The organism is Micromonospora sp. NPDC127501, assembly GCF_040302185.1.
Lineage (GTDB): Bacteria > Actinomycetota > Actinomycetes > Mycobacteriales > Micromonosporaceae > Micromonospora.
Genome location: NZ_JBEORJ010000010.1, coordinates 1 through 23859, shown reverse-complemented (window position 1 = coordinate 23859; position 23859 = coordinate 1). Strand labels below are relative to the sequence as shown.

Here is a 23859-nt window from a genome sequence, read left to right as displayed (position 1 = left end):
GGTCGCCCGGAGTCGCACTGGTGGACTAACCTGGATGTCGCTGACGGTTGTCAACCAGAACGACGGGGATGTTGCCATGGCCGGGCGTACGGAAGTCGACCTGTTGTCCCTTGAGGACTTCCACGAGCACCTGGCGTCGCGGTTGAGCCAGGCCGAGTCGGTGCTGCGCAAGCTCAACACCGAGATGCAGTGCCGTCCTCCGGCGCTGGGCTCGTTCTTCGACGCCACCGACAAGGCGCGTCGCTACAGCGAGGTCCACCAGTCCTATGTCGACCAGGCCGAACGGGTCCGGCAGGCGGTGCTGGCGGCACAGCAGGCGACCAGCACGATCCTGAGCAACTACCGCACCGCCGAGGCGCGTAACGCGGCCAACGCCGAAGATGTCACCGCCGCGCTGACCCCGGTCGACCGGGCGTTCCAGCCGAAGGAGGACGGGCGTGTCTGACTACACCCAGCGCTACCAGGGCAACAGCCACCAGCAGCTGTACGACGGCCTGATGGCGGGCAAGCCGGAGCAGATCGAGGGCGTGGCCACCCAGTGGGCCGAGCTCAAGGGCATCCTCGACGGCCTCGGTCGGGATCTGAGCGGCGACCTCGACAAGCTCGCCAACACGTGGACGGGTTCGGCGGGTCGGGAGTTCCATCGGCGACTCAGCCTGATCGTCGCCCACACCGACGCGTTGGGCGAAGGGATGGCCGGCATCAAGCAGGGGTTGACCATGATGGCCGACCATCTGCGCGCCGCCCACAAGCAGGCCGAGAGCCCGGAGGAGACCGACGACAACGACAAGGCGATCGGCGGCGCGATCAAGGGTGGCGCGGCCTTCGGTCTGACCGGTCTGATCGTCGGGGGCATCGCCGGTCACCAGCAGGACAAGGCTGAGCAGGAGAAGGCCCACCAGCGGATGGTGAACCTGGTGGCCGGCCTGGCCAACAGTTACGAGCTCTCCGCCTACGACCGGGTGGTCGAGCCACCCCCGCCGGACCCGGACACTCCGACCACCGCCCGCAAGGATCCGACGACGCCACAGAGTGTCTCGGCCATCGCCAGGGTGTCGGGCGGCCCCAACACCGGCGCGGACACCGCGCGCACCAGTGACGCGACCATCTCGTCGCCCGACCGCGTCGCCCAACTGCCGGGCGACGGTTCGACTCCGGGCGAGGTCGGCTCGGGCACCGGTGGCAGCCCGGCTGTCGGCGCCGTGCCGATCGGCGCCGGCAGCGACCTCGCTGACCGTGGCACCTCCCTCGCCGGGGCCGACCCACTGGTCGGCGGCGCGCTGCTCGGCGGTGGTGCCGCCGGGCTGGTCGGGCTGTCCGGGCCGGCCGGCGCGCCCGCCGCGGCGAGCACCGGTCCCGGCCTGCTCTACGGAGCACAGGGCGGGTCACCGGCCGGCGGGGTCTTGCGCAGCGGCGCCCTCGCGGGCTCGGGCAACGCGCCCGCCAGCTCGGCTCGACCGACCGGCGGTGGTGCGGCCCCGGCGGAGACCCGAGCCGCCAACGGGGTCGGGCGCAGCATCGACGGCCAGCGCGGTGGGAGCGGCGGACGCCCGGCCATGACCGGCGGCAACGCCCGACCGGGGTCCGGCGGCGCCCGCCCCGGTGTGCTCGGCGGGCAGGGTCGAGCGCAGGACGACGAGTCCGACGAGCGGCTGACCTGGTTGACCGAGGACGAGATGGTGTGGCAGGGCGACGAGAAGGCCGCGCCCCGGGTGCTCGGCACCGGCGACTGACCACGTCCGCCGCCGGCACGCCCGCCCCGCCGGCGGTGCCACCCCGACGATGCGCGGTGCCCCCGATCGGAGCCGATCCGGTCGGGGGCACTGCCGTTCCCGGCCCCCGACCGACGCCGTCCACAGTGCGCATGGTGGTGGCGGTCACGCCCGCGTGGTCGTTCGCCGTGCTGCGGTGGAGCAGGACGGGCGATAGGTTGGTCGGGTGTCGTCCGCAGCGTCTGTCCGCCCAGCCAGGTGGGCTGTGCTGCGGTCACTGCGGGAACTGACCCGTCTGGCGGTCACCGCGCTGGTGCTCGCGGTCGGCCTCGGTGCCGCTCTCGCCGCGACCCCACCGCCCGCCCCCACGCAGCTGCGGCCCAGTGCCGTGAGCAGCCGGGTGGCAAGTGTCCGCCCCGACGCCGGCCCGGCCAACCAGCGGGCCGCCCAGCCCGCTGAAGCCCCGCCGGCTGGCACGCTCGATACCGCCACGACGACCGGCACGGTCGCGGCGGGCCCGGTGCACGTCCCGGCCATCGATCCCGGCCGCGGCTCTCCTGCACGACGCGGCCCGCCCGCCCGCTGAGCCAGGCCCGGCGATCCCGGGGCCCGAACCCGGCTGATCATCCCGCACGGCACCTGAGTTCGCCGTCGACGGGACCATCCCGCCACCGGGCCGACCGGTGCTGCCGCGCCTTCCTGCCGCCCGTCGATACCCGCCTTCGACCGCGAGGTGCTGATCATGCAAACCATCCTCTCCGCCGTCCTGCCAGACCTCTCCCGGGCCGCCGTCATCTGGCTGAGCCTGCTCGGGGTGGTAGCCGTCGCCGTCTCCGCTCTCCTGCTGCGGCCCGGCCGGTTCCGCTTCGACCCGGGCTCCCGGATCCGCCGCGCCGCCATGCCGAGCCAACTCGAGCAGGCGCAGGAGGAGCGGGAGCAGAGCCGCTACGCGCAGGAGGTCGCGGTAGCTGCGGAGCGGGCGACCACCACCGTGCGGCGCCGCCGGACGGAGTGGGTGGCCGCGCAGGAGGCGGTCGAGGCGGCCTGGCTGGCGTACGAGGCGGCCGAGGCTGGCGTACGGCGGCTCGACGCGGCGGCCGCGATGCCGCTGCCGCACACCGCACGCACCCCCGCCGAGTACGCGGACCGCGAGCGCTACCTGCACCGGGCGGCGCTGGATGCGTACTGGCGGCGGGAGCTGTCGGTGGAGCAGCTCAGCGACGTCTTCGCGCACCGCGACGGTTGGGACCCGCGACTGCACCCGGTCGAGCAGGAGCTGGTGCTCCAGCGGGCGATCCGGGACAACCTGGCGGCCCGGCACTCCGCGGCTCGCGAGCGGGAGCAGGCCGCGTGGCGGGCGGCGGAGTTGGCGGTGGCTGCGGCTCGCAGTCTCCGCGAGGAGGCGCACGCAGCGACCGGACGACGGGTCGCCGAGTCGGCGTCGGTGCTGCCGCTGAGCGAGGTCGCCCGACCCGTGGGCGCGCAGCCCCGGGAGAACGTCGAGCAGACCCGGGAGAACAAGGTGACGGCGCGCGGCCGTGCGACGGTGCCCGCGTTCTGAGCCGCGCGGGCTCGGGTGGGTTAGCGTGACGGCATGTCCCGACAGGCGTGGGTCCTCGTGGTGATCGCCAGCATCCTGGCGCTCGCCACACTGGTCGGTGCCGTGGTGCTGGCGGTGCGGGTGGTGCGTACCCGGCGGCTGCTGACCGGGCTGGGCGCGGGCGGCAAGGTCGCCTTCTACGGGGCGCTGATCTACACGATCTTCCCGGTCGACGTTCTGCCGGACCCGATCTACCTGGACGACATGGGGGTCCTGGCCGCCGCGCTGATCTACCTGACCCGGCTGGTGCACCAACGTCGGGCGGCGGGTCGCCAGTTGCCCGGTCAGCCGGACGCCCCACCGGATCGGGGCCAGGTGCGTCGCCGCGTGCCATGATCGGAGTCGGTTCGGCGGACAGGGGACGGGCGTGACGGGCGATCATCGGTTGGACGTGCACGATGAGCGGGTTGTCGCCTTCTGCGCCGAACGGCACCTGGCGACGCTGACCACAGTGCGGGCGGACGGCACCCCGCACGTCGTACCGGTCGGGGTGACTCTCGACCCGGCGGCCGGCCTGGCCCGGGTCATCACCTCCGGCGCCTCCCGCAAGGCCCGTCAGGTGGCGGCGGCGGGCGCGGCGGGCGCGGCGGTGGCGGTGTGCCACGTGGATGGCCGGCGCTGGTTGACCATCGAGGGTCGCGCGGTGCTGCGGTCGGATCCGGCCGCCGTGGCGGAGGCGGAGCGGCGGTACGCCGAGCGGTATCGGACACCGCGTCCGAATCCGGAACGGGTGGTCATCGAAATCACCGTGACCAGGCTGTTGGGCAGCCTCTGAGCTGACCGGGTGTCCCCGATGACCGGTTCGGGTCGGACAGGGACGCCGCGCGGGTCCCGGTGCTCACAGCCGGCGGAATTCTCCATGGAGCAGGGCGGTTACGCCCTCGGTACGCCCAGGGCCGAGACCACCGATGGTCGGCCCCCGTGTTGCGCCGAGCGCCATTCCCGGTGCTGCCGCCCTCCGCTGGCCGGAGGCGCCAACCCCCGAACGGAGACTCGACCATGAATCCGATCGTCCAGAAGAGCGGTCTGTCCGTCGTCGGCCTGCTGGTGGCCGGCGGCTGCGCCCTCGGCCCGGCGGTGGCCGCGCAGGCCGCCCCGGCGCAGGCCGCCCCGGCCTCGTCGAGCCAGAACGACAGGCACGCCGAGCGGATCCTCGGCGTCGACTACCAGGCCCAGCCGAACTTCTACTACTGCGGCCCGGCCGCGACCCGGATCGCGTTGTCCGCGCAGGGCAAGGCGCTGTCCCAGGACGAGGTGGCCCGGCTGCTCGGCACCACCGAGGCGGGTACCCCCTCAGCCCTGGACACCACCCGGGTGCTGAACGAGCTGACCGGTGGCAAGTACCGGACCACCGAGATCCGTGATTCGGTGGCCCGACCCGACCAGGTCGAGCAGCTGCGCCGTGACGTGCTGGCCGCGGTGGACGCCGGCCGCCCGGTGGTCGCGAACATCAAGGGCACGACGGTGGACACCGACGGCAACCCGCACTCGTACGAGGGTGGCCACTACCTGACCCTCGTCGGCTACCGCGACGGTGGTGACACGATCCGGGTCGCCGACCCGGCCGACCCGGCGTTGGGCGAGTACTGGATGAGCCTGCCGAAGGTCGCCAACTGGATCGCGGAGCGGGGCTACTCCTCCTGATCCGGACGGTTTCACCGGGCCGGCCTCTCCCGTGCGGGGAGGCCGGCCCGACTGTCGTTACGGGCGCGGGCGGCGAGGTGGGCGCGCCGACGGGCTCGGGCGGCCCGCGTCGGTCGGGTCCGGTGCAGTTGTCGGCGGACCGGCGGGTGGATCTCCGCCTCGCCTGCTCCGGCCGCCCGGCGCACGATCCGGTTGGCGTCTTCGGGTTCGGAACCGGCGGCCCGGAGCAGGTCGCTGGCCGCGGTACGCAGTCCGGTGACGAGGGATTCGCCGAACGACTTGACGCCGGCCGCGGAGGCCCGCCCGGCCAATTCGGCGCACTCCTCGACCAACCGGCGGGTACGCCGGGGGTCGTCACCGACCCTGCACTCCATCCGCATCTCCGCCACCGCCTGACCCAACCGGCCCATCGCATCCGGCAGCTCCTGCGGAATCGGCTCGCCGTACTGCAACGCGGTGGTCGACCAACGGGCCATGGCGCGGGTGTCCAGCAGCAGCCGTTCCAGGTGACCGGCGCTGCGGGCGTAACGGTGGTACTGCTGCCGACGGTGCCAGCGCACCGGGGCGATGGTCACCACCTCATCGGCGCCGCTCAACGCATCGTGCAGCCGGCCCAGGTCTCCCTCGGTGCTTCGGAGCCGCTCCAGGACGCCCAGGGTCCGCTCGCCGTCGCGCTCCCGCAGCGCCCGCGCCAGTTCGGCGAGCTGCTCGCAGAGGATCGCGAAGATCGGTGCCGCGGCCCGGTCCAGCACCCGCAGCGGGTTGATCGGCAGCAGCAGCGCGACCACCACCAGGCCGACCGCCCCACCGACGAGCGCGTCGAAGATCCGAGGTAACTCCAGGCCCCGTTCCATCGGGGCCAGCGTGGCGATCAGCACGGCGGTACCGCCGGCCTGGCCGACCAGCGCACCACCCCTTCCGGCCACCAGCAACGCGGCGGCGATGGCCAGCGCGACCACTGCACCGGTCTGCCACGGGCCCGAGCCGAGCAGGAAACGCAGCGTGTCGCCGATGATGATGCCGAGGGCCACGCCGCCCAACAGTTCAAAGGTGCGCCGCGCCCGCTGCCCGATGGCGGTGGCGATCGTACCGACGGCGGCGGCGGGGGCGAAGACGTGCGCTCCGGGGCCGAGCAGGTTCTGGGCGAGCAGGGCGGCGATCGCCGCGGCCAGGCCGGCCTGAATGGAGATCACCAGAGTGACCTCCCACTGCCGGGCCCGGATCCGGCCGGCCTCTCCGCCACGGTGCCGCACCTGCCGGACCGCCCACTCGGCGGTCTCGTCGAGCCGCGACCGACCGCGGTCGGCGGGTGGGCGGTCGTCGGCCATGGCGGCGGTTACCCCGGCGGCGGCAGGGCAATCGTGGCGGCCGGGCACCACCGCCACCGCGAGCGGTGGCCGGGCACCACAGCCACCGCCAGCACCACCGACACCGTCGAACGCATCGTCAACCGTAGGTTTGTGCAGCCCCGTGGGGGTACCAGAGCCACACACCTCCCACCGATCCGCAACCGGTAAGGGGCCGTGACATGACCAATCCACCGACCGCCGACGACCACGACGCCGTCGACATCCTGGTCTCCGATCATCGTGAGATCGAGGCAGTCCTCGTCGAGTTGGCGACCCGGCAGGGCACCCCCGAGCACCGCCGGCGCCTCGCCGACGTGGTGATCGCCGAACTCGTCCGCCACTCGGTCGCCGAGGAGGCGTACGTGTATCCGATCGCCCGAAAGGTGCTGCCCGACGGCAACGAGATCGCCGACCGGGAGATCGCGGAGCACGCCGACGCCGAGCGGACCATGAAGGAGTTGGAGTCCATTGACCCGTCCGACACCCGCTTCGACGAGCTGCTCGCCCAACTGACCAGCACCGTCCGGCACCACGTGGCGGAGGAGGAGAAGGAGCTCTTTCCCCGGCTGCGCGCGGCGACCGCCCGGGAGGAGCTGGTCGAGATCGCCGCCCGGGTGACGGCGATCAAAGAGATCGGGCCGACCCGGCCACATCCGGGGAGCCCGGAGCACCCACCGGCGAACAAGCTGCTCGCCCCCGGCATCGGTGTGGTCGATCGGTTACGCGACGCGTTGAGCGGCCGGCCCACCTCGATGGACGAGCTACGCGACAGGCGCTGACCCGCGCATCATCCGGACCGGCACTCCCGGGTCGCCGACGGCTCGGCGGCCCGGGAGTAGCGCGCTGGGTCAGCGGACCTGGTCGCCCTCACCGGTGCGCGCCTGGGCCTGGTCCACGCCCTTGTCGATCTGATCGTCGTACTTGCCGCCGGTGCGCTTGTCGGCCATGTCGCCGGCCTTCTCCGCACCCTGGTCGACCTGCTTGTCATGCTTGTCCGCGAAGTCCTTGGCCTTGTCCATGAAATCACCCACGGCGTTCCTCCTCAGTCCGGTCCGTCCCCTTCGCGTTCCCTCGGCCCGACGACGCAAACGCCGCCGCTCCGGACGTGATTCGCGAACACCCACTCACCTCACTCCGGCCGACGTACGATCCGCGCGGGCAACGGCCAGCGATTCGGGTGTCGGGGCACGACCGACCGGGTACCGACCTCGTCGACATCGAGGAGGACCGACATGGCCGCAGAGGAACCCGGACCGACAGGCGCCCCCGGGCCGCGCCAGACCTGGGCGGCGCTGCCGTGGCTGGTCCGGAGCGCTGTGTTGTGGAGCGCCTGCCTGGTGGTGATCGTCGCGGGGCTCTACCTGCTCGGCCGGATCGCCGTCCTGTTGGCGCCGCTGGCCATCGCGCTGGCCGCCACCATCTTCCTCACCGCGCTGCTCGACCCGGTCCTGCTGCTGCTGCGCCGGTTGCGCCTGCCGGCGGCGCTGGCCGCGCTCTGCACCGTACTGCTGCTGCTCGGCATCCTGGTCGGCGTCGGCGCCCTGGTGTGGAACCTGACCGCCAACCAGTTCGATCAGCTCAGCCAGGAGTTGACACAGGGGGTCGAACGCAGCCGGGACTTCGTGACGTCCACCCTGCCGGTCAGCGAGGCACAGCTGGACCGGCTGGTCGACCAGGCCCGGGAGGGGCTCGGTGGCAGCTCTCCGGACCCGGTGGCCGGCGCCCGGACCGCCACCGAGGTGTTCGGCTCCGCGCTGCTGGCTCTGGTGCTGCTCTTCTTCCTGCTCAAGGACGGCCGGTCCATGTGGCACTGGGTGCTGTCCCGGGTCTCCGGCCCGAACCAACCAGTGCTGGCCGAGGCGGGCCGCAACGGTTGGCAGACGTTGGGCGCGTACAGCCGGGGCACCATGTTCATCGCCGCGATCGACGCGCTGGGCATCGGGCTGGCTCTCGTGGTGCTGCGGGTGCCGCTCGCCCTGCCGCTGGCGTTGATCACGTTCCTCGGCGGGTTCGTGCCGATCATCGGGGCGACGGTGGCGGGCGCGGTGGCGGTGCTGGTGGCGCTGGCCGCGAACGGTCCCACCACCGCGCTGCTCACCCTCGCGGCGGTGATCGCCGTGCAGCAGATCGAAGGCAACCTGCTGGAGCCGCTGGTCATGAAGCGGCAGGTCCGACTGCATCCGGCGGTGATCCTGGTGGCGGTCACCGCAGGCACGCTGATCGCGGGCATCGCTGGCGCCTTCGTCAGCGTCCCGATCACCGCCGTCCTCTGGCGTGTGATCGACACCGTCCAACAGCGCCGCTCGGCCTCGGCTCTCCTACCCTCGGACTGATCACCGACCGAGGTGCGTGGTGAACCAGGTGCCAGCCTGGTCGGCGACCTGCTCCAGGGTGCCCGGCTCCTCGAAGAGATGGGTGGCGCCGGGGATCACCCGCAGCTCGCCGACCTCCCCCAACTCGGCCAGCGCCCGCTCGTTGAGCGTGATCACCTCTTCGTCCAGCCCGCCGACCAGGAGCAACGTGGGGGTACGCACCTGGGCCAGCGCGTTCCCGGCCAGGTCCGGCCGACCGCCCCGGCTGACCACGGCGGCCACCCGATCGGCGCGGGACGACGCCGCGACCAGGGCAGCGGCAGCACCCGTGCTGGCCCCGAACAGACCGATCGGTACATCGCCGGCAGGACGCTCGACGGCCAGCCAGTCGACGATCCCGGCCAGCCGGCTGGCCAGCAGCCCGATGTCGAAGCGCAGTTCGGCTGTTCGCGCGTCCACCTCGTCCTCGGCCGGGGTGAGCAGGTCCGCCAGCACCGTGCCGAGCCCACGGCCGTTCAGCGTCCGGGCCACCGCCACGTTGCGCGGGCTGTGCCGCGAACTGCCGCTGCCGTGCGCGAACAGCACCACGCCGACCGACTGGGCGGGCAGCGTCAGGTCGGCGGGGAGTTGGGCGTCCCCGATCGGAATGGTCACGCTGCGCTGCTCGTCCATGCCTCACCTCCGCGTACTCGCCGGTGGTCCGGGTACCCCGCCCGCCGCCCGGCACGCACGCCGCGACGGGGTCACCCCGGGCCGTGGGCCCGCCGCCGGGCCACGTTTGCCCACTGGGGCGCCGGGTACGCGACGAGCGACCGCAGACCGTGTCGGCGCAGCCGCGCCCCGACGGATCGCGAGGATCGCCATGGCCAAGCAGCAGATTTCCCGGCAGCAGCAGCTGACCGAGCGAACCCAGCGTGAACAGGATGCCGAGCGCAACCAGGACGTCGGGGACCAGGATTTCGGAGACCAGGCCGCTTCGGCCCGGCTGCCCGACGACCCGAAGGCGGCGGCGCCCCGGGACGCGATCGGGCGTCCGTCGACCGGTGAGCCGATCTGACGAACTGGGACCGGTGAGCCGGTCCGACCCACAGCGCGGACGGGTGGGGCGGGAAGATTCCCGCCCCACCCGTCACTGTTCGCGCTCGGGCAGCCGCAGCAGCGGAGACCGGCCCGGTGGTTGCTCGGGCGGTGGGCCGGACGGCTCGGCCGGCGGCACCGGCACCGTCACCGGCTCGTCGCAGGTCACCCGCAGTATCTGGTCGTGGTGGCGCAGCTCCACCACGTCGTCCGGACCGCCGTGGCGCAGCGAGTACGTCGTCTGGTGCGGCCGGACATCCACTCGCAGCGCCAGCCCCCGCCACTGGAGCGAGAACTCCAACCGGCTGAGTCGGCTGGAGAGCCGGGGGGCGAAGGACAGCTCGCCGTCGTGGTCCCGTAGACCGCCGAACCCGCTGACCAGGGCGAGCCACGCGCCGGCCAACGACGCCATGTGCACGCCGTCGCGGGTGTTCTCGTTGAGGTCGTGCAGGTCCATCAGAGCGGCCTCACGCAGGTAGGTGTGCGCGAGTTCGGGGTGGCCCACCTCGGCGGCGAGCACCGACTGGGTGCACGCCGACAACGACGAGTCGCGTACGGTGCGGCGCTCGTAGTAGAGGAAGTTGCGCACCTTCTCCTCGGGGGTGAAGGCGTCCCCCCGCCAGTGCATGGCGAGGACCAGGTCGGCCTGCTTCACCACCTGCTTGCGGTACAGCTCGAAGTACGGGTAGTGCAGCAGCAACGGGTACTTCTCCGCCGGTGTGTGCGTGAAGTCCCATTCCTGGAGTCGGGTGAAGCCCTCCACCTGCTGGTGGACCTCGAGTTCCTCGTCGTACGGGACGTGCATGGAGGTGGCGGCGTCCCGCCAGCTCGCGGCCTCCTCGTCGGTGACGCCGAGGTGGAACGCCTCGTCCCGGTAGCGCATGACCACGTCGGCGGCGGCGAGCAGGTTCCGCTGCGCCATCAGGTTGGTGTAGACGTTGTCGTTCTTCACGGCGGTGTACTCGTCCGGGCCGGTGACACCATCGATGTGGAACTGCCCGTGCCGGTCGTGGTGGCCGATCGAGCGCCACAGCCGGGCGGTCTCCACCAGCAGCTCCAGCCCGATCTCCCGTTCCGACTGGGTGTCCCCGGTGACCATCACGTAGCGGCGCACGGCGTCGGCGATGTCGGCGGCGATGTGGAACGCTGCCGTGCCGGCGGGCCAGTACCCGGATGATTCCGGGCCCTCGATGGTCCGCCAGGGGAAGGCGGCGCCCCGGAGGTTGAGCGTCTCGGCACGTTCCCGCGCCGAATCCAGCGTGCTGTGTCGCCACTGCAACGCGCTGCGCACCGCGCTCGGCTGGGTGTACGTGAGCACCGGCAGGACGAACATCTCGGTGTCCCAGAAGGCGTGACCGTCGTAACCGGGGCCGGTCAGTCCCTTCGCCGAGATCGGCCGCTGCTCGGCCCGCGCGCCGGCCTGCAACACGTGGAAGAGCCCGAACCGGACCGCCTGCTGCACTTCCGGGTCGCCCTCGACCAGCACGTCGGAGGCGTCCCAGAACGCGTCGAGGTAGTTGCGCTGCTCCCGGTGCAGCCCGTCCCATCCGTCGAGCCGCGCACCGGCCAGCGCCGCGCCGACCTGGTCGCGCAGCGCCGGCAGGGACCGACGACTCGACCAGCTGTACGTCAGGTATTTGATCACCCGCAGCTTCTCGCCGGGCTGGAGCACGCAGGCGATGGTGGTGCGCACCCAGTCCTGGTATCCCTCGGACTCGATGGTGGTGTGGTCCGGGCCGTGCACCTCGTGCTCCATGGCGGCGGCGACCCGCAGACCGGAGACCTTGGTGCGGTGGATCAGCTGCCCGCCGTCGGGGGTGGTCAGCTCCTCCTCGGCCTGGAGCGGCGACTCCAGCACCGCCGCGACCCGGGGGTCCTTGCTCTGCGCCGGCAGCGACTCGTTCGCCACCAACTCGGACTGCACGATCAGCCGCAGCGGGCCGTCGACGGCCTCCACCTCGTAGCTGATGGCGGCCACGGACCGCTGGGTGAACGAGACGAGACGGGTGCTGCGGACCTTGACCTCCCGGCCGGCGGGCGAGCGCCAGTGCAGCTCCCGGTGCAGCGTGCCGGCCCGCAGGTCGAGGATCCGCTCGTGGGCGATCAGCTCGCCGTAACGCACGTCGAGCGGTTCGTCGTCGACCAGCAGCCGGATCAGTTTGCCGTTGGTGACGTTGACGATGGTCTGCCCGGACTCGGGGAAGCCGTAGCCCGCCTCCGCGTACGGCAACGGGCGCAGTTCGTAGAACGAGTTGAGGTAGGTGCCGGGCAGGCCGTGCGGTTCGCCCTCGTCGAGGTTGCCGCGCAGGCCGACGTGCCCGTTGGAGAGCGCGAAGACCGACTCCGACTGGGCCAGCACGTCCATGTCCAGCCGGGTCTCCCGGACGTGCCACGGCTCCACCGGATAGGCGCGCTCCCGGATCATCCGGAGCCTCGTTGGGTGGCGAGCGGGTCGGTAGCGGTGCGGTTCGGTGCCGGTGGGTCCGCACGGTCGAGAAGGTCGGCGAGGTCCGTCACCACGATGTCGGCGCCGTGGGCGAGCAACTCGTCGGCCTGCCCGACCCGGTCGACGCCGACCACGTAGCCGAAGCCACCGGCGCGGCCGGCGGCCACCCCGGAGAGCGCGTCCTCGAAGACGGCGGCCTGCGTCGGGTCGACGCCGAGCACCCTGGCCCCGGCGAGGAACGTGTCGGGGTGTGGTTTGCCGCGCAGCCCCTGCGCACGGGCGACCAGCCCGTCCACCCGGGCCTCCAGCAGCGGCTCGAATCCGGCGACGGCGACCACCTCACCCCCGTTCGCGCTGGCGGTGACCACGGCTCGGCGGAGCCCGGCGGCGGTCGCCGCCTCCAGGTACCGCACCGAGCCCGGGTAGACCTCGACGCCGTCGGTACGCAGACGGTGCAGCAGCAGGACGTTCTTGCGGTTGCCCAGGCCGTTGACGGTCTCCGCCTCCGGCGGGTCGTCCGGGCTGCCCTCGGGCAGCACGATCCCGCGGGAGGCGAGGAACGACCGGACACCGTCGGCCCGGGGGCGGCCGTCGACATAGCGGTTGTAGTCCGGGCCCGGATCGAACGGTTGGAACGGTTCGCCGGAGACCGTGGCGCGCTGGCGGAGAAACTCGTCGAACGTCTGCGTCCAGGCGGCGTTGTGTACGCGGGCGGTCTGCGTCAGCACACCGTCCAGATCGAAGAGACAGGCGGTCACGTGAGCAGGTAGGCCCAGCACGGTACGAATCTATCCACCCTGCTGGGCCCGCAAACCCGTTTCGGCCGCCATGGGGCGTTTCAGTTCGGTCGCAGCGTCCAGATCACGGTCATCTCCGAGGTCGGCTTGCCGTCCTCGGTGGCGATCTGGACCGCGACGGGGAATTCCGGGCGCCGACCGGCGGCCAGCTCCTCGGTCACCTCGGCCGCCGGCCGGCCGAGTCGCGCGGTGGCCAGCACCGGACCCATGGCGAGTTTCCGGTAGGCGATCTCGGCCCGGACGGCCAACGGCACGGCCCGGTCGAGCAACTGCCCGAAGGCGGCCAGCACGACGGCGCCGGAGGCCGTCTCGCCGAGGGCGAACATGGCGCCGGCGTGCGGGCCCCCGATGTGGTTGTGGGTGGCCGGCGAGTCGGGCAGCCGGACGACTGCCCGCACGCCGCCCTCCGCCTCGGGTGCCACCTCGACGAACTCGATACCGAGCGTACGAGCGAACGGCACCGCTTCCAGCATGCCGGCCGCCACCTGGCGGGAGTCGATAGTCATGGCCTGACGTTACTAACCGGTAACCAGGCCGGCAACCAGCGACCTTGCCATCGGGGGACGGTCAGAGGTTGCCGATGATGCGCAGGATCTCCGCATAGAAGTTGCCGTCGATGCTGCGGAAGAAGGAGAAATCCTGCCCCGGGTCGCCAAAGAACGGCCGCAGCGTCCAGGCCAGCTGGGTGCCGACAAAGCCGAAGAGCAGGATCCAGATGTAGAGCAGGGTCATGCTGGCCGGACGCTGCGTCGGCTCCCCGCGCCGGACCGCACGGCCGTCCCACGGGCGTTGCGCCACGTAGCCGGGCGGCAGCATGCCGGGCGGGAACGAGGCACCGGCCGGCTGCCCGGCCCACTGCGTCGGAACCTGGGCCGGAGCCGTCGCGGTGGTCACGGCACCGTTCGCAGTCGACTCGGCCACGGCGGCCCCGGCCGGTACGGCGACCGGCTCGGCGCTCTGAGCGGCGACCGGCGTCGGCCCGGCGGGCACCGCGGCCGGCACGGCCTGGACCGACGCCGGGGCGCTGGCCTGCCCGTCGACAGTGGCGTTGGCGGCGTCGGGCGCGAGCAGGCCGTGGTCGTTGAGCACCTGCATCCCGCTGGTCAGAAAGCGCAACCCGACCAGCGCCGACAGGGTCAGGATCGACACGTTGAGCAGCTTGAAGAACCCGTAGTCGTTGGCGGTGATCAGGAAGAAGAGGCTGATCGGTGCGAACGCCACCGCGAGCATCGAGGTGACCGTGATCGCCACCATCACCAGCGCCAACGACTGCCGCACCGAGAGCCGGGCGCCGAAGACCAGGTTGAACAGGTAGAGCGTGGGCAGGCAGATGACCAGGGTGACCAGGAACAGCAGCGGCAGCTTCAGCGCCGAGGTCAGCGCCATCAGTGGGCTGTGGAAGAAGCCCAACACCGCCCCGTAGCAGGCCAACGCGATGGCGGAGCTGGTCAGCATCCGCCCGGTCAGGGCGTTGAGGTCACGCTCGGCCACGATCTGCTGCCAGATGCTCTGGCGATCCCGCAGGATGCGCTCGATGACGAGCGGGCTGGGACGGTCACCCGACACGGGTGCACCCCTCTCGGTGGTCTTTCACAGTGGACTGGTGGGCAGACGGTAGGGCACCGGGTGGCGGGCCCGCCACCCCGTCCGGGCACGTCGTCAGCGCCAACCCACGTCGATCCGATCGCCGCGCTCGTCGAAGAAGTGCAGCGCGTCCATCCGTACCGAGACGGCGAGCGGGTGACCGGCGTTGACCGCCGGGTACGGCGCCAGCCGCACCGCCAGCTCCGCCGGGCGGCGGTGGTGCCGGCCCGGATCGGGGAGCACGCTGGTCTGGACGCCACTGGCCGGGGCCTCCTGCGTCTCCACCGGCTTGCCGGTGAGCCGCTGCATCACCGAGCCGAAGCGGCGCAGGCCGCGCTGGCCCACCGGCGGCGGTTCGAGCGGGGCACCCATCTCGTCGACCACGATCGCGGTCGCACCGATGTCGAGGAACGCCAACGACTCGTGCCCGTGGTGCTCCAGGTAGCGGATCCGCCCGCGCAGCACGTCGCCGGGGCTGTCCGGTGCGACAGGGGTGAGCGCCTCGGCCCGCATGCCGACCACGATCCGCTCACCGTGGTAGTGCGCCACCGCCCGACTGCGGATGTCGTTCCAGGGCAGGTAGAGCGACTGGTCACCGAGGTTGAGCGTGACGTACCGGTCGAGATGGACGTAGACCGACGCCTCCAGCAGGTTCATCCGTGGGCTGCCCAGGAACGCCGCCACGTAGAGCGTCGCCGGCCGGCCGTACACCTGGGTCGGTGTGCCCACGTCCTGGAGCACGCCGCGGCGCATGATGGCCACCCGGTCGGCCATGGTGAGCGCCTCGGCCTGGTCGTGCGTGACGTAGACCGTGGTGACGCCCAGCTCGCGGGTCAGACCGGAGATCTCCGCGCGCAGCTCGGCCCGCAGGCCGCTGTCCAGGTTGGACAACGGTTCGTCCATCAGGAACAGACCGGGCCGGCGGATGATCGCCCGCCCCATCGCCACCCGCTGCCGCTGCCCGCCGGAGAGCTGGCCCGGCTTGCGGGCCAGCACGTCACCGATGCCCAGCGCGCTCGCCACGTCGCTGACCCGCTCGCCCCGCGGCTCGGGCTCGACCCCGGCCAGCCGCAGCGGAAACGCGATGTTGTCGCCGACGGTCATGTGCGGGTAGAGGGCGAAGTCCTGGAAGACCATGGCGATCCTGCGGTCCCGTGGGGGCAGGTCGTTCGCCACCTCCCCGTCGAGCATGACCGCACCGGTGGTCGGCTCCTCCAACCCGGCGATCATTCGCAGCACCGTCGACTTGCCGCACCCGGACGGCCCAAGCAGCACCATGAACTCGCCGTCGTTCACATCGAGGTTGATGCTGTCGACGGCCAGCGTGCCATCTCGGAAAACCTTGGTCACATCCTTGAGCGTGACGGTGCTCACCGTCTTCCCCCCAGCGCGCGTCGACCGAACCCCCACAAGACTGTGACCAGGATCATGGGTTTGTGACATCGGGTAAACGTCTCATGTTCGATCGATGACACTGCTATTACACGACAGAAGCCGCGATCAGCAGGGCGTGGACCGCTCGCCCGGCTCCCCGAGGAACACCTGCCGCACCACTCGCTCCGCCGCCCGCCCGTCGTCCAGAGTGCAGAACCGGGCCCGGAAATGCTCGCGGGCCTTGGTCGCCGCGTCCGAGCGCACCCCGTCGGTACGGAACAAATCGAGCAGATCGGCGAAAGTGGAGGCTACCGCGCCCGGCGGTTCGGCGGTGACGTCGAAGTAGACCCCCCGGGCCAGCCGGTACGCCTCCCAGTCCGGGGTGTAGAGCACGATCGGCCGGTCCAACACCGCATAGTCGAACATGGCCGACGAGTAGTCGGTGACCAGCACGTCCGCCACCAGGTAGAGATCCTCCACCCGTTGATGGCCGCTGACGTCACGAACCCGCTCCCAGTCCCTCGGCTGGCCGGGGCGTCGATCACGGTCGTGGAAGTAGTGGCTGCGCATCAGCAACCGGCCCGAGTCACCCAGCGCCTGGACGAACCGGTCCGGGTCGAACGGCGGCCGGTAGCCGGGCAGGTGCTCGCGGTGCGTCGGGGCGTACAGGACGACCTGCTCGTCGGGGTCGAGGCCGAACTCCGCGCGGAGTCGGCGCACCTCGTCCGGGCTGGCGGTGACCAGGCGGTCGTTGCGCGGGTACCCCACCTCCAGTGTGGTGTAGGTGGCCGGGTAGGCCCGGTCCCACATCTGGGTGGAGAAGCTGTTGGCGCTGACGCTGTAGTCCCAGCGGTCCACCCGGCGCAGCAGCCCGGCGAAGTCCATCCGGCCCGCGCCGATCGGGTAGCGCTGCTGATCCAGCCCCATCACCTTGACCGGCGTGCCGTGGTGGGTCTGCACGTGCACCTGTTCCGGTCGCTTGCGGACGAAGTCCGGAAAGTTGACGTTGTTGACCAGCCACCGGGCACGGGCGAGCACCCGGTAGTACGCGGGCGTGCCGGCCACCACGTACTCCACCCCGGCCGGCACGGTGTCCACCCGGTCCCGACGCACCACCCACACCCCGCGCACCCCCGGCGCCAACCGGCGGGCGACCTCGTAGATGGCCGCCGGGTTGCAGGAGTAACCCCGGTACCAGTACGCCGCGTACACCGCGAGCGTCGGGTCGACCGGCCGCCGCAACTCGGCCCGGTAGTACTCGCGCAGCAGCCCGTCCCGGGTCAGCCGGGCACCGCGCCGGGCGACCGGGCCGACAGTGCGCCGCGCCGTGCGGGCCTGCCGGCGGGCGGCGTCGCGGGCCCGGCTGGCGGCCCGCAACGCGCTGAAGGTGCGCCACCGGCCGGAGGCGACCAGCTTGTGCTTGATCCCCTCGACCCCGTCCGGCACCGGATAACCGCCGGCCGGCAGCCAGCGCTCGTAGTCCGCGGTGATCTGCGCGAAGAACGCCTCTCGCAGCTCCGGCGCGATCCGCTGACCGTTGCCGAGGACTGTCAGGTAGTGCCAGATCATCCGTTCGAAAACCGCCGGCCGCAGGGCCTCCGTCACCGACCCCCACGAATCCATCAGGTGGAAGACCCGGTGCCACTGCGGGAAGACCTCGAAGTGCCGGTCACCCCGGGTCCGGGTGATCGCGCCGGCGCGACGTTGGCGGTAGTTGACGCAGACCCGGTCGAGTACGCCGATCCGGCGCGCGGCCATCAGCACCGGGTAGCTGAACGAGACGTCCTCGTACCAGCCGGGCGCGAAGCGCAGCCCCAGATCGGCGAGGAACTCCCGACGGACCAGCCGGTTCCACGCGGTGTGCAGCAGGTGCATCGCCTGCGGCCGGTCCCGCAGGCGGAAGGTGTCCGGGCCCGGCGACTCCGGAAACACCTCGGCCATGGCGCTGCGGGTGGCGGTGTCGTTCCAGTGGGTGCGGACGTGGTCGACCAGCAGGACGTCCGGGCGGGTGACCCGCAACCGTTCGGCGACCTCGGTCAGGCACTCCGGGGCCAGCCAGTCGTCGCCGTCGAGGAACCACACGTACTCGCCGACGGCCCGGTCCAGCCCGATGTTCCGGGCCGGACCGAGGCCGACGTTCTCCGACAGCCGGACCGAGTGGACCCGCTGGTCGCGGGCCGCGTACTCGTCGATGATGTCGCCGCTGGCGTCCGGCGAGCAGTCGTCGACGGCGATCACCTCGATGTCGGTCTCCGGCTGACCGAGGATGGAGTCCAGGCATTCCCGCAGGTATCCCTGCACCCGGAAGGCCGGCACCACGAAGCTGATCAGAGTCATCCGGCCGCCCTCCGTCAGCGCGGCGCGGCACCTCCAGCGCCCGCCGGCGCCACCGACGCCCGCGCGCTACGGGCCGGTCGCACGAACCAGGCCAGGACGACGCTCACCACGAAAACCACGAGAAGGTACGCACCGAGTGTAGCCAGTCCGATACCCGCAATACCGGCGATCGCCGCGAGGGCCAGCAGCACCGAGCGCCCCTCCCAGCCCAGCGTCGCCGCGTGCAGGGGCGGTGCCGCCTGTCGCTTCTCCAGCCGGGCGGTCAGGTCGTAGTGGTGCACGGTGAGCACGAAGACGTACCCGAAGATCAGCCAGCCGGGCGCCGCACCGACCACCCCGACCGCGATGGCGAACAGGTACTCGGCGGCCCGCAACGCCGCGGGCACCAGCCAGTCCAGCGGACCGTTGTGCGCCGCTCCGGCACCCAGACCGCCGACCAGCAGCACCAGCAGCGCCACCGGCACCGCCCAGCGCAGCCCCTCGGGCGCGTCGCTCAGCAGCGCCCCGACCAGCAGCACCGCCGGGCCGAGCGCGGCGATCACCGCCAGGGTCAGCGGCCCCATCGGGCGGACCACCGGCAACCAGCGGGCCAGCGGCCCGTCGTCGCGGTGCAGGGTGGCGTCGACCGTGTCCAGCACCGGCACCCACATCCAGCGGGCCCGCAGCGTCCGCAGCGCCCCGGTGTACGCGAACGCCAGCACCCCCCAGACCAGCACGGCGATCAGGCTGACCAGCGGGTTGAACAGCGCCACGGTCAGCGCGATCAGCGCCCACCGCTCACCGATCGGGAAGACCACCGTCCGCTTCAACCAGTACGACACCGACCCGGTGTCCGCCTGCACCCGGGTCGACGCCGCGTTGAGCCGGTCACCGATCCCGCCGCTGGCGTTCGTCGCTGTACGCGGACGACGGGCCGCCTCGTCGTGCAGCACCCCGTACCAGGTGTCGGTCATGTGCCGGACGGTCTGCAACGTCATCGCGGCGATCGCGAGCGCCCAGCCGTTGCCCAGCCCGGCGTGGCTCACCCCGAACCCCAGCCCGGCGTAGACCAGGTACTCCTTGGCCCGGTCCGCCATCGTGTCCAGCCAGCCACCCCAGGCGCTGAAGTGCCGGGTGTAGCGGGCCAGTTGGCCGTCCACGCAGTCCAGCACGAAGCCCAGGTAGAGCAGCACCGCGCCACCGACCAGCGCGGGCCGCCCACCGACCCCGAACAGCACCGCCGCGCCCAACGCGAAGAGCACCGAGATCGCTGTCACCCCGGTCGGGGTGAGCCGGAGCCGGGCCGAGAGCCGGACCACGTACGGCGACCAGGTGCTGACGAAGTAGGTAGAGAAGAAGTCGTCCTTCTCCTTCACCGACAGCCGCAGCTCGGCCCGGTCCTCGTCGACGGCGGTCACCGCCGCCTCGGCAGCGGTCAGCCCGGCCTGGTCCTCGACCCGGTGGGCGACGAGCAGGCGTACCCGCTGGGCGAAGATCAGGGTGCCGAGCCCCGCGAGACCCGCGAAGAGCCGGTCCACGGCGGACCCGGGGCCACCGGCAGCGACCGTCCCTCCGGACCCGGCCCCGCCGGTCGCCGGCAGCGGCGCCACGTCGCCGGCCGGGCCGATCGGGGCGGCGACGGGGAGCACCCCGGACGCGGCGGCCCGGGCAGCGGCCGCGAGGGTCGGCAGGTCGTCCACGCCGACCCGCAGCGCGCCGCCGAACACGCCGGTGGCGGCCCCGTCGAGGGCGTCCAGCGCGCCGGCGTCGACCACCTGGCCGCGCTCCTCCCGCACGGCGGTCCGACCGGGCACCGGCGGGTCGCCGAGGACCAGCGCCACCGTGGGGCCCACCGGGCTGGTGGCCAGATGCCGCAGGACGGCGGTGTGCGCGACCAGGTCCGTGCCGGTGATCAGCACCGGGGCGGTCGCGGTGGTGATCAGGTCGGACAGCTCGTCGAGGGTGGCGGCGAAGCGCACCTCGTCCGCCCCGGCCAGGCGCAACTGGGCGGCCAGCCGGTCGGCCAGCGGCTCACCGGTCGCCGTGGTCAGGCCCGCCGCGGGCGTCCCGGCGGCGAGCACGATCGCGAGCGTCACCGCGGGACCGCGGCGTGGTACGCGTCGAGCGCCTCGGCGATGGTGCCGTCGAGCGTCAACCGGCCCGCGTCGAGGTACAACCCCCGACGGCAGAACCGGGTCAGGTCCTTTTCGTTGTGTGACACCAGCACCAGCGTGCGCCCCTCCCCGAGCAGACGATCAATCGTCGCGTAACACTTCTTGCGGAACTCCGCGTCCCCGACCGCGGTCACCTCGTCCATCAGCAGGATCGGGTGCGGCAGGTGCGAGATGATCGCGAAGCCCAGCCGCACCTTCATCCCCGACGAGTAGTGCCGCACCGACGTGTCGATGGCCCGTTCCACCTGCTCACCGGCGAACTCGACGATCTCGTCGAAGTGCCGCTTCAGGTAGCTCGTCGACAGTCCGTGCAGCCCACCGACCAGGTGCAGGTTCTCCCGCCCGGTCAGGTCGTTGGAGAAACCGGCGGACAACTCCAGCAACGGCGCCACCGCGCCGTGCACCCGGATGCTGCCCTCGTCCGGTATGAGCACCCCGGCGATCAGCCGCAGCAGGGTGCTCTTGCCGGTGCCGTTGCGCCCGATCACCCCGACCGTCTCGCCGGGCTGCACGGTGAACGACACGTCCCGCAACGGCCAGAACTGGCCGGGCAACGCGCCGCGGGCCCCCCGGTGGATGAACAACTCGCGCAGCCGCAGCTGGCGGCGACGATTGCGGACGAACCGAATGCCCAGGCCGTCGGCCTCGATGATCGGCGCGGCCACCTCAGAGCTCCTTGAGCACGGCGGGCTCCAACCGGCGGAACGACCACCAACCGGCGGCCAGCACCAGCAGGCTTCCGACGATCGTGGTGGCGAGCAGCCGGGCGTCCGGGAACTCGTCCGGATACCAGATCGCGTGGTGCAGCTGGAAGATCCCGACCAGCGGGTTCAGCTCGTACACCACCTTCAACCAGCCGGGCAGCCCGGACTCCCGGACCAGGCTGAGCGGATAGATGATCGGCGTGGCGTAGAAGAGCACCCGGATGATCAGCCGCATCAGCCGTTCCACGTCGCGCATCAGCACGTTCCACGCGGACAGCAGCAGGGCGAGCCCGGTCAACAGGACGGCCTGGACGACCACCGCCAGCGGCAGGGAGAGCAGCGACCAACCGGGGTGGATCCGACCGTGCACCGCGTAGATCACCGCGATGGCGATCAGGATCGGCAGGCCGGCCGCGTACTCGGCGAACCGGCCGGTGACCCGGCCGATCGGAAAGACCTGACGCGGCACGTTCATCGTGGTGATCAACCGGGACTGGCCGGTCAGCGCGTTCGTCGCCTCGCTCAGCGCCGAACTGGTCCACATCCAGGCGAAGATGCCGGTGATCAGGAACAACGGGTACGACCCGGCCGCCTCACCGAGGTGCCGACCGGTGTCCCGGGAGTAAAGCACCCCGAAGACGAACCAGTAGATGGCGCCCATGCCGAGCGGCTCGATCAACGACCAGAAGTAGCCCAGCACCGACTGCTGGTACTTGACCGCGAGATCCCGCCTGACCAGGATGCGCAGCGAGTTGCGGTGCGACCACAACGCCGCGACGCCAGAGGTCACCGCAGCCTCCCGCCTCCTGAAACGGACGACAGGTTAGCAGTCGGTGAACGATTGCCCCGAATCGACCGGACTCAGCACTCGATCACGTTGACGGCCAAACCGCCACGCGCCGTCTCCTTGTACTTGACCTTCATGTCGGCGCCCGTCTCCCGCATGGTCTTGATGACCTTGTCCAGCGACACCTTGTGCACCCCGTCGCCGCGCAGCGCCAGCCGGGCGGCCGTGATCGCCTTGATGCTAGCCACCGCGTTCCGCTCGATGCAGGGGATCTGCACCAGGCCACCCACCGGGTCACAGGTCAACCCGAGGTTGTGCTCCATCCCGATCTCGGCCGCGTTCTCCACCTGCTCCGGGGTGCCACCGAGCGCCTCGGCCAGCCCCGCCGCCGCCATCGAGCACGCCGAACCGACCTCACCCTGGCAGCCCACCTCGGCACCCGAGATCGAGGCGTTCTCCTTGAACAGCACACCGATCGCGCCCGCCGTCAGCAGGAACCGCACCACACCCTCGTCATCGGCGTCCGGCACGAACCGGGTGTAGTAGTGCAGCACCGCCGGAATGATCCCGGCCGCACCGTTGGTCGGCGCGGTGACCACCCGGCCGCCCGCGGCGTTCTCCTCGTTGACCGCGAGCGCGAACAGCGTCACCCAGTCCATCGCGTGCAGCGGGTCGACCGTCCCCGCCTCCGCCTCCAGGCCGCGCCGCAGCTCCGCCGCGCGCCGCCGAACCTTCAACCCCCCGGGGAGTACGCCGTCGCGCTCGCAGCCGCGCTGCACGCACTCCTGCATCACCCGCCAGATCTCCAGCAGACCGGCCCGAATGTCCGCCTCGCTGCGCCAGGAACGCTCGTTGGCCAGCATCACCTCGCTGATCGACAGCCCGGTGCGGGTGGTGACGTCGAGCAGTTGCGCCCCGGTCAGGAAGGGGTACCGCACCACGGTGCTGTCCGGCTTGATCCGGTCCGCCCCGGCCGCCGCCTCGTCCACCACGAACCCGCCACCGACGGAGTAGTAGGTGCGGCTGCGCAGCTCGGCGCCGGCCCCGTCGTACGCCACGAACGTCATCCCGTTCGGGTGGTACGGCAACGACCGGCGGCGGTGCAGCGTCAGGTCCCGATCCGGGTCAAAGTCGATCTCGTGCGCGTCGAGGATGTTGATCCGCCGCTCGGCCCGGATCCGCTCGACCCGAGGACCGACCGTGTCGGTGTCGACCGTCTCCGGCGACTCGCCGGCCAACCCGAGCAGCACCGCCGGACCGCTGCCGTGGCCGTGGCCGGTGGCACCCAGCGAGCCGAACAGCTCGGCCTGCACCCGCGCCGTGTCGCTGAGCAGCCCGTCGGCCTTCAGCCCGCCAACGAACGTCCGCGCGGCCCGCATCGGCCCCACCGTGTGTGAACTGGACGGCCCGATACCGACGCTGAAGAGGTCGAAAACACTGATCATGGCTGCGCTTCCTCGCCGTCGTCCCGGCGTACGGGACCCGGCCGGGTCGTGACCGCCGGTCTGGCGGCCCCGATGGAGACCGTCCGGGGTATGGGGTGCCGGCCCTCCGGGGTGTGGAAGGCCGATCAATCAGCCTACCCGCCCAGCTCACCGCCCACCCGGTCCGGGACGTGAACACCCGACCACCGTCTCCCGCCCGCCCACGCGCCCCTCCCCGCTCACTCCGTTCGCCCGTCGCCCGTCGCCCGCCGCTTGCCCCGCTCGCCCCGCTCGCCCCGCAAGATCGCGCTCGATCCTGGTTGTAGTGGCATCAAGGCGGCAGGACACCACTACATCCTGGATCGAGCACGATCTCTGCCTGGCCGCGGCGGACGCGGCATCGCGGGAGGCAGGCGGGCGCGGCGCGGGCGGGCGCGGACGCGGGCGGGCGCGGGCGGGCGCGGGCGGGCGCGGGCGCGGGCGGGCGGGCGCGGGCGCGGGCGGGCGGGCGCGGGCGCGGGCGGCCCCGCGCGGGCGCGGCCGGGCGGGAGCCCCAGCG

At 72.0% G+C, this 23859-nt stretch carries 23 protein-coding genes; 10 read left to right on the top strand and 13 right to left on the bottom strand.

The features are described 5' to 3' along the window. Positions 1 to 34: 34 nt before the first annotated feature. The 7 genes from ABTW72_RS22130 (at position 35) to ABTW72_RS22100 (ending at position 4956) form a co-directional block, all read left to right on the top strand. Entirely contained in the window at positions 35 to 445 is a 411-nt protein-coding gene (locus ABTW72_RS22130; protein ID WP_350861436.1) for a hypothetical protein, read from the top strand. Continuing rightward, positions 438 to 1733, top strand: coding sequence for a WXG100 family type VII secretion target (locus tag ABTW72_RS22125; protein WP_350861434.1), 1296 nt, complete (start codon positions 438 to 440; stop codon positions 1731 to 1733). Before ABTW72_RS22130 ends, ABTW72_RS22125 begins: the two co-directional genes overlap by 8 nt. Before the next feature lie 244 nt (positions 1734 to 1977). Next, a complete protein-coding gene (locus tag ABTW72_RS22120; protein WP_350861432.1) occupies positions 1978 to 2298 on the top strand; it encodes a hypothetical protein in 321 nt (106 codons plus the stop codon). Between the two features lie 156 nt (positions 2299 to 2454). Then, positions 2455 to 3273, top strand: a complete 819-nt coding sequence (locus tag ABTW72_RS22115; protein WP_350861430.1) for a hypothetical protein — start codon at positions 2455 to 2457, stop codon at positions 3271 to 3273. 33 nt (positions 3274 to 3306) lie between these two features. Further along, positions 3307 to 3648: a YkvA family protein gene (locus tag ABTW72_RS22110; protein ID WP_112581796.1), complete on the top strand. Its 342-nt coding sequence runs from the start codon at positions 3307 to 3309 to the stop codon at positions 3646 to 3648. Positions 3649 to 3679: 31 nt separating this feature from the next. After that, positions 3680 to 4087 (top strand): pyridoxamine 5'-phosphate oxidase family protein, encoded by a 408-nt coding sequence (locus tag ABTW72_RS22105; RefSeq protein WP_112677704.1) that lies wholly within the window; start codon positions 3680 to 3682, stop codon positions 4085 to 4087. Between the two features lie 224 nt (positions 4088 to 4311). After that, on the top strand, positions 4312 to 4956 hold the full coding sequence (locus ABTW72_RS22100; protein ID WP_091395184.1) for a C39 family peptidase: 645 nt from the start codon (positions 4312 to 4314) through the stop codon (positions 4954 to 4956). Between the two features lie 11 nt (positions 4957 to 4967). Here the strand turns inward: ABTW72_RS22100 and ABTW72_RS22095 are convergent, their stop codons facing one another. Next, a complete protein-coding gene (locus ABTW72_RS22095; protein WP_350861427.1) occupies positions 4968 to 6284 on the bottom strand; it encodes an FUSC family protein in 1317 nt (438 codons plus the stop codon). Positions 6285 to 6484: 200 nt separating this feature from the next. Here ABTW72_RS22095 and ABTW72_RS22090 point away from each other — a divergent pair, with 200 nt between their 5' ends. Further along, a complete protein-coding gene (locus ABTW72_RS22090) occupies positions 6485 to 7084 on the top strand; it encodes a hemerythrin domain-containing protein (RefSeq protein WP_350861425.1) in 600 nt (199 codons plus the stop codon). A gap of 69 nt (positions 7085 to 7153) precedes the next feature. Here the strand turns inward: ABTW72_RS22090 and ABTW72_RS22085 are convergent, their stop codons facing one another. Beyond that, positions 7154 to 7324, bottom strand: coding sequence for an antitoxin (locus ABTW72_RS22085; protein ID WP_274527910.1), 171 nt, complete (start codon positions 7322 to 7324; stop codon positions 7154 to 7156). 213 nt (positions 7325 to 7537) lie between these two features. Here ABTW72_RS22085 and ABTW72_RS22080 point away from each other — a divergent pair, with 213 nt between their 5' ends. Further along, positions 7538 to 8638, top strand: a complete 1101-nt coding sequence (locus tag ABTW72_RS22080) for an AI-2E family transporter (RefSeq protein WP_350861421.1) — start codon at positions 7538 to 7540, stop codon at positions 8636 to 8638. Here ABTW72_RS22080 and ABTW72_RS22075 read toward each other — a convergent pair whose 3' ends face one another. Further along, positions 8639 to 9289, bottom strand: coding sequence for a dienelactone hydrolase family protein (locus tag ABTW72_RS22075; protein WP_350861419.1), 651 nt, complete (start codon positions 9287 to 9289; stop codon positions 8639 to 8641). A 190-nt stretch (positions 9290 to 9479) separates the two neighbouring features. Between ABTW72_RS22075 and ABTW72_RS22070 the strand changes: the two genes are divergently transcribed. Continuing rightward, the gene (locus ABTW72_RS22070; RefSeq protein WP_112581801.1) at positions 9480 to 9674 is read left to right on the top strand and encodes a hypothetical protein; all 195 of its coding nucleotides are present in this window, start codon (positions 9480 to 9482) and stop codon (positions 9672 to 9674) included. 72 nt (positions 9675 to 9746) lie between these two features. Here ABTW72_RS22070 and ABTW72_RS22065 read toward each other — a convergent pair whose 3' ends face one another. The 10 genes from ABTW72_RS22065 to ABTW72_RS22020 form a co-directional block, all read right to left on the bottom strand. After that, positions 9747 to 12119 (bottom strand): glycoside hydrolase family 65 protein, encoded by a 2373-nt coding sequence (locus ABTW72_RS22065; protein ID WP_350861417.1) that lies wholly within the window; start codon positions 12117 to 12119, stop codon positions 9747 to 9749. Next, positions 12116 to 12919: an HAD family hydrolase gene (locus ABTW72_RS22060; RefSeq protein ID WP_350861415.1), complete on the bottom strand. Its 804-nt coding sequence runs from the start codon at positions 12917 to 12919 to the stop codon at positions 12116 to 12118. The genes ABTW72_RS22065 and ABTW72_RS22060 overlap by 4 nt, the downstream gene beginning before the upstream one ends. A 59-nt stretch (positions 12920 to 12978) precedes the next feature. Next, positions 12979 to 13443: a DUF4442 domain-containing protein gene (locus ABTW72_RS22055; protein ID WP_350861414.1), complete on the bottom strand. Its 465-nt coding sequence runs from the start codon at positions 13441 to 13443 to the stop codon at positions 12979 to 12981. Positions 13444 to 13504: 61 nt separating this feature from the next. Beyond that, on the bottom strand, positions 13505 to 14503 hold the full coding sequence (locus tag ABTW72_RS22050) for a ribosomal eL19 family protein (protein ID WP_350861412.1): 999 nt from the start codon (positions 14501 to 14503) through the stop codon (positions 13505 to 13507). 93 nt (positions 14504 to 14596) lie between these two features. Next, entirely contained in the window at positions 14597 to 15895 is a 1299-nt protein-coding gene (locus ABTW72_RS22045; RefSeq protein WP_350861410.1) for an ABC transporter ATP-binding protein, read from the bottom strand. Between the two features lie 126 nt (positions 15896 to 16021). After that, positions 16022 to 18232, bottom strand: a complete 2211-nt coding sequence (locus ABTW72_RS22040) for a bifunctional glycosyltransferase/CDP-glycerol:glycerophosphate glycerophosphotransferase (RefSeq protein ID WP_350861408.1) — start codon at positions 18230 to 18232, stop codon at positions 16022 to 16024. Between the two features lie 14 nt (positions 18233 to 18246). Beyond that, positions 18247 to 20307, bottom strand: coding sequence for a DUF5941 domain-containing protein (locus ABTW72_RS22035; protein WP_502892232.1), 2061 nt, complete (start codon positions 20305 to 20307; stop codon positions 18247 to 18249). After that, positions 20304 to 21050 carry an ABC transporter ATP-binding protein gene (locus tag ABTW72_RS22030; RefSeq protein ID WP_112581808.1) on the bottom strand — a complete coding sequence of 249 codons (747 nt, stop codon included), beginning with the start codon at positions 21048 to 21050 and terminating at the stop codon, positions 20304 to 20306. Before ABTW72_RS22030 ends, ABTW72_RS22035 begins: the two co-directional genes overlap by 4 nt. A gap of 1 nt (position 21051) precedes the next feature. Then, entirely contained in the window at positions 21052 to 21879 is an 828-nt protein-coding gene (locus ABTW72_RS22025; RefSeq protein WP_350861406.1) for an ABC transporter permease, read from the bottom strand. A gap of 71 nt (positions 21880 to 21950) precedes the next feature. After that, positions 21951 to 23321, bottom strand: coding sequence for an L-serine ammonia-lyase (locus tag ABTW72_RS22020; protein ID WP_350861404.1), 1371 nt, complete (start codon positions 23319 to 23321; stop codon positions 21951 to 21953). Positions 23322 to 23859 lie beyond the last annotated feature (538 nt).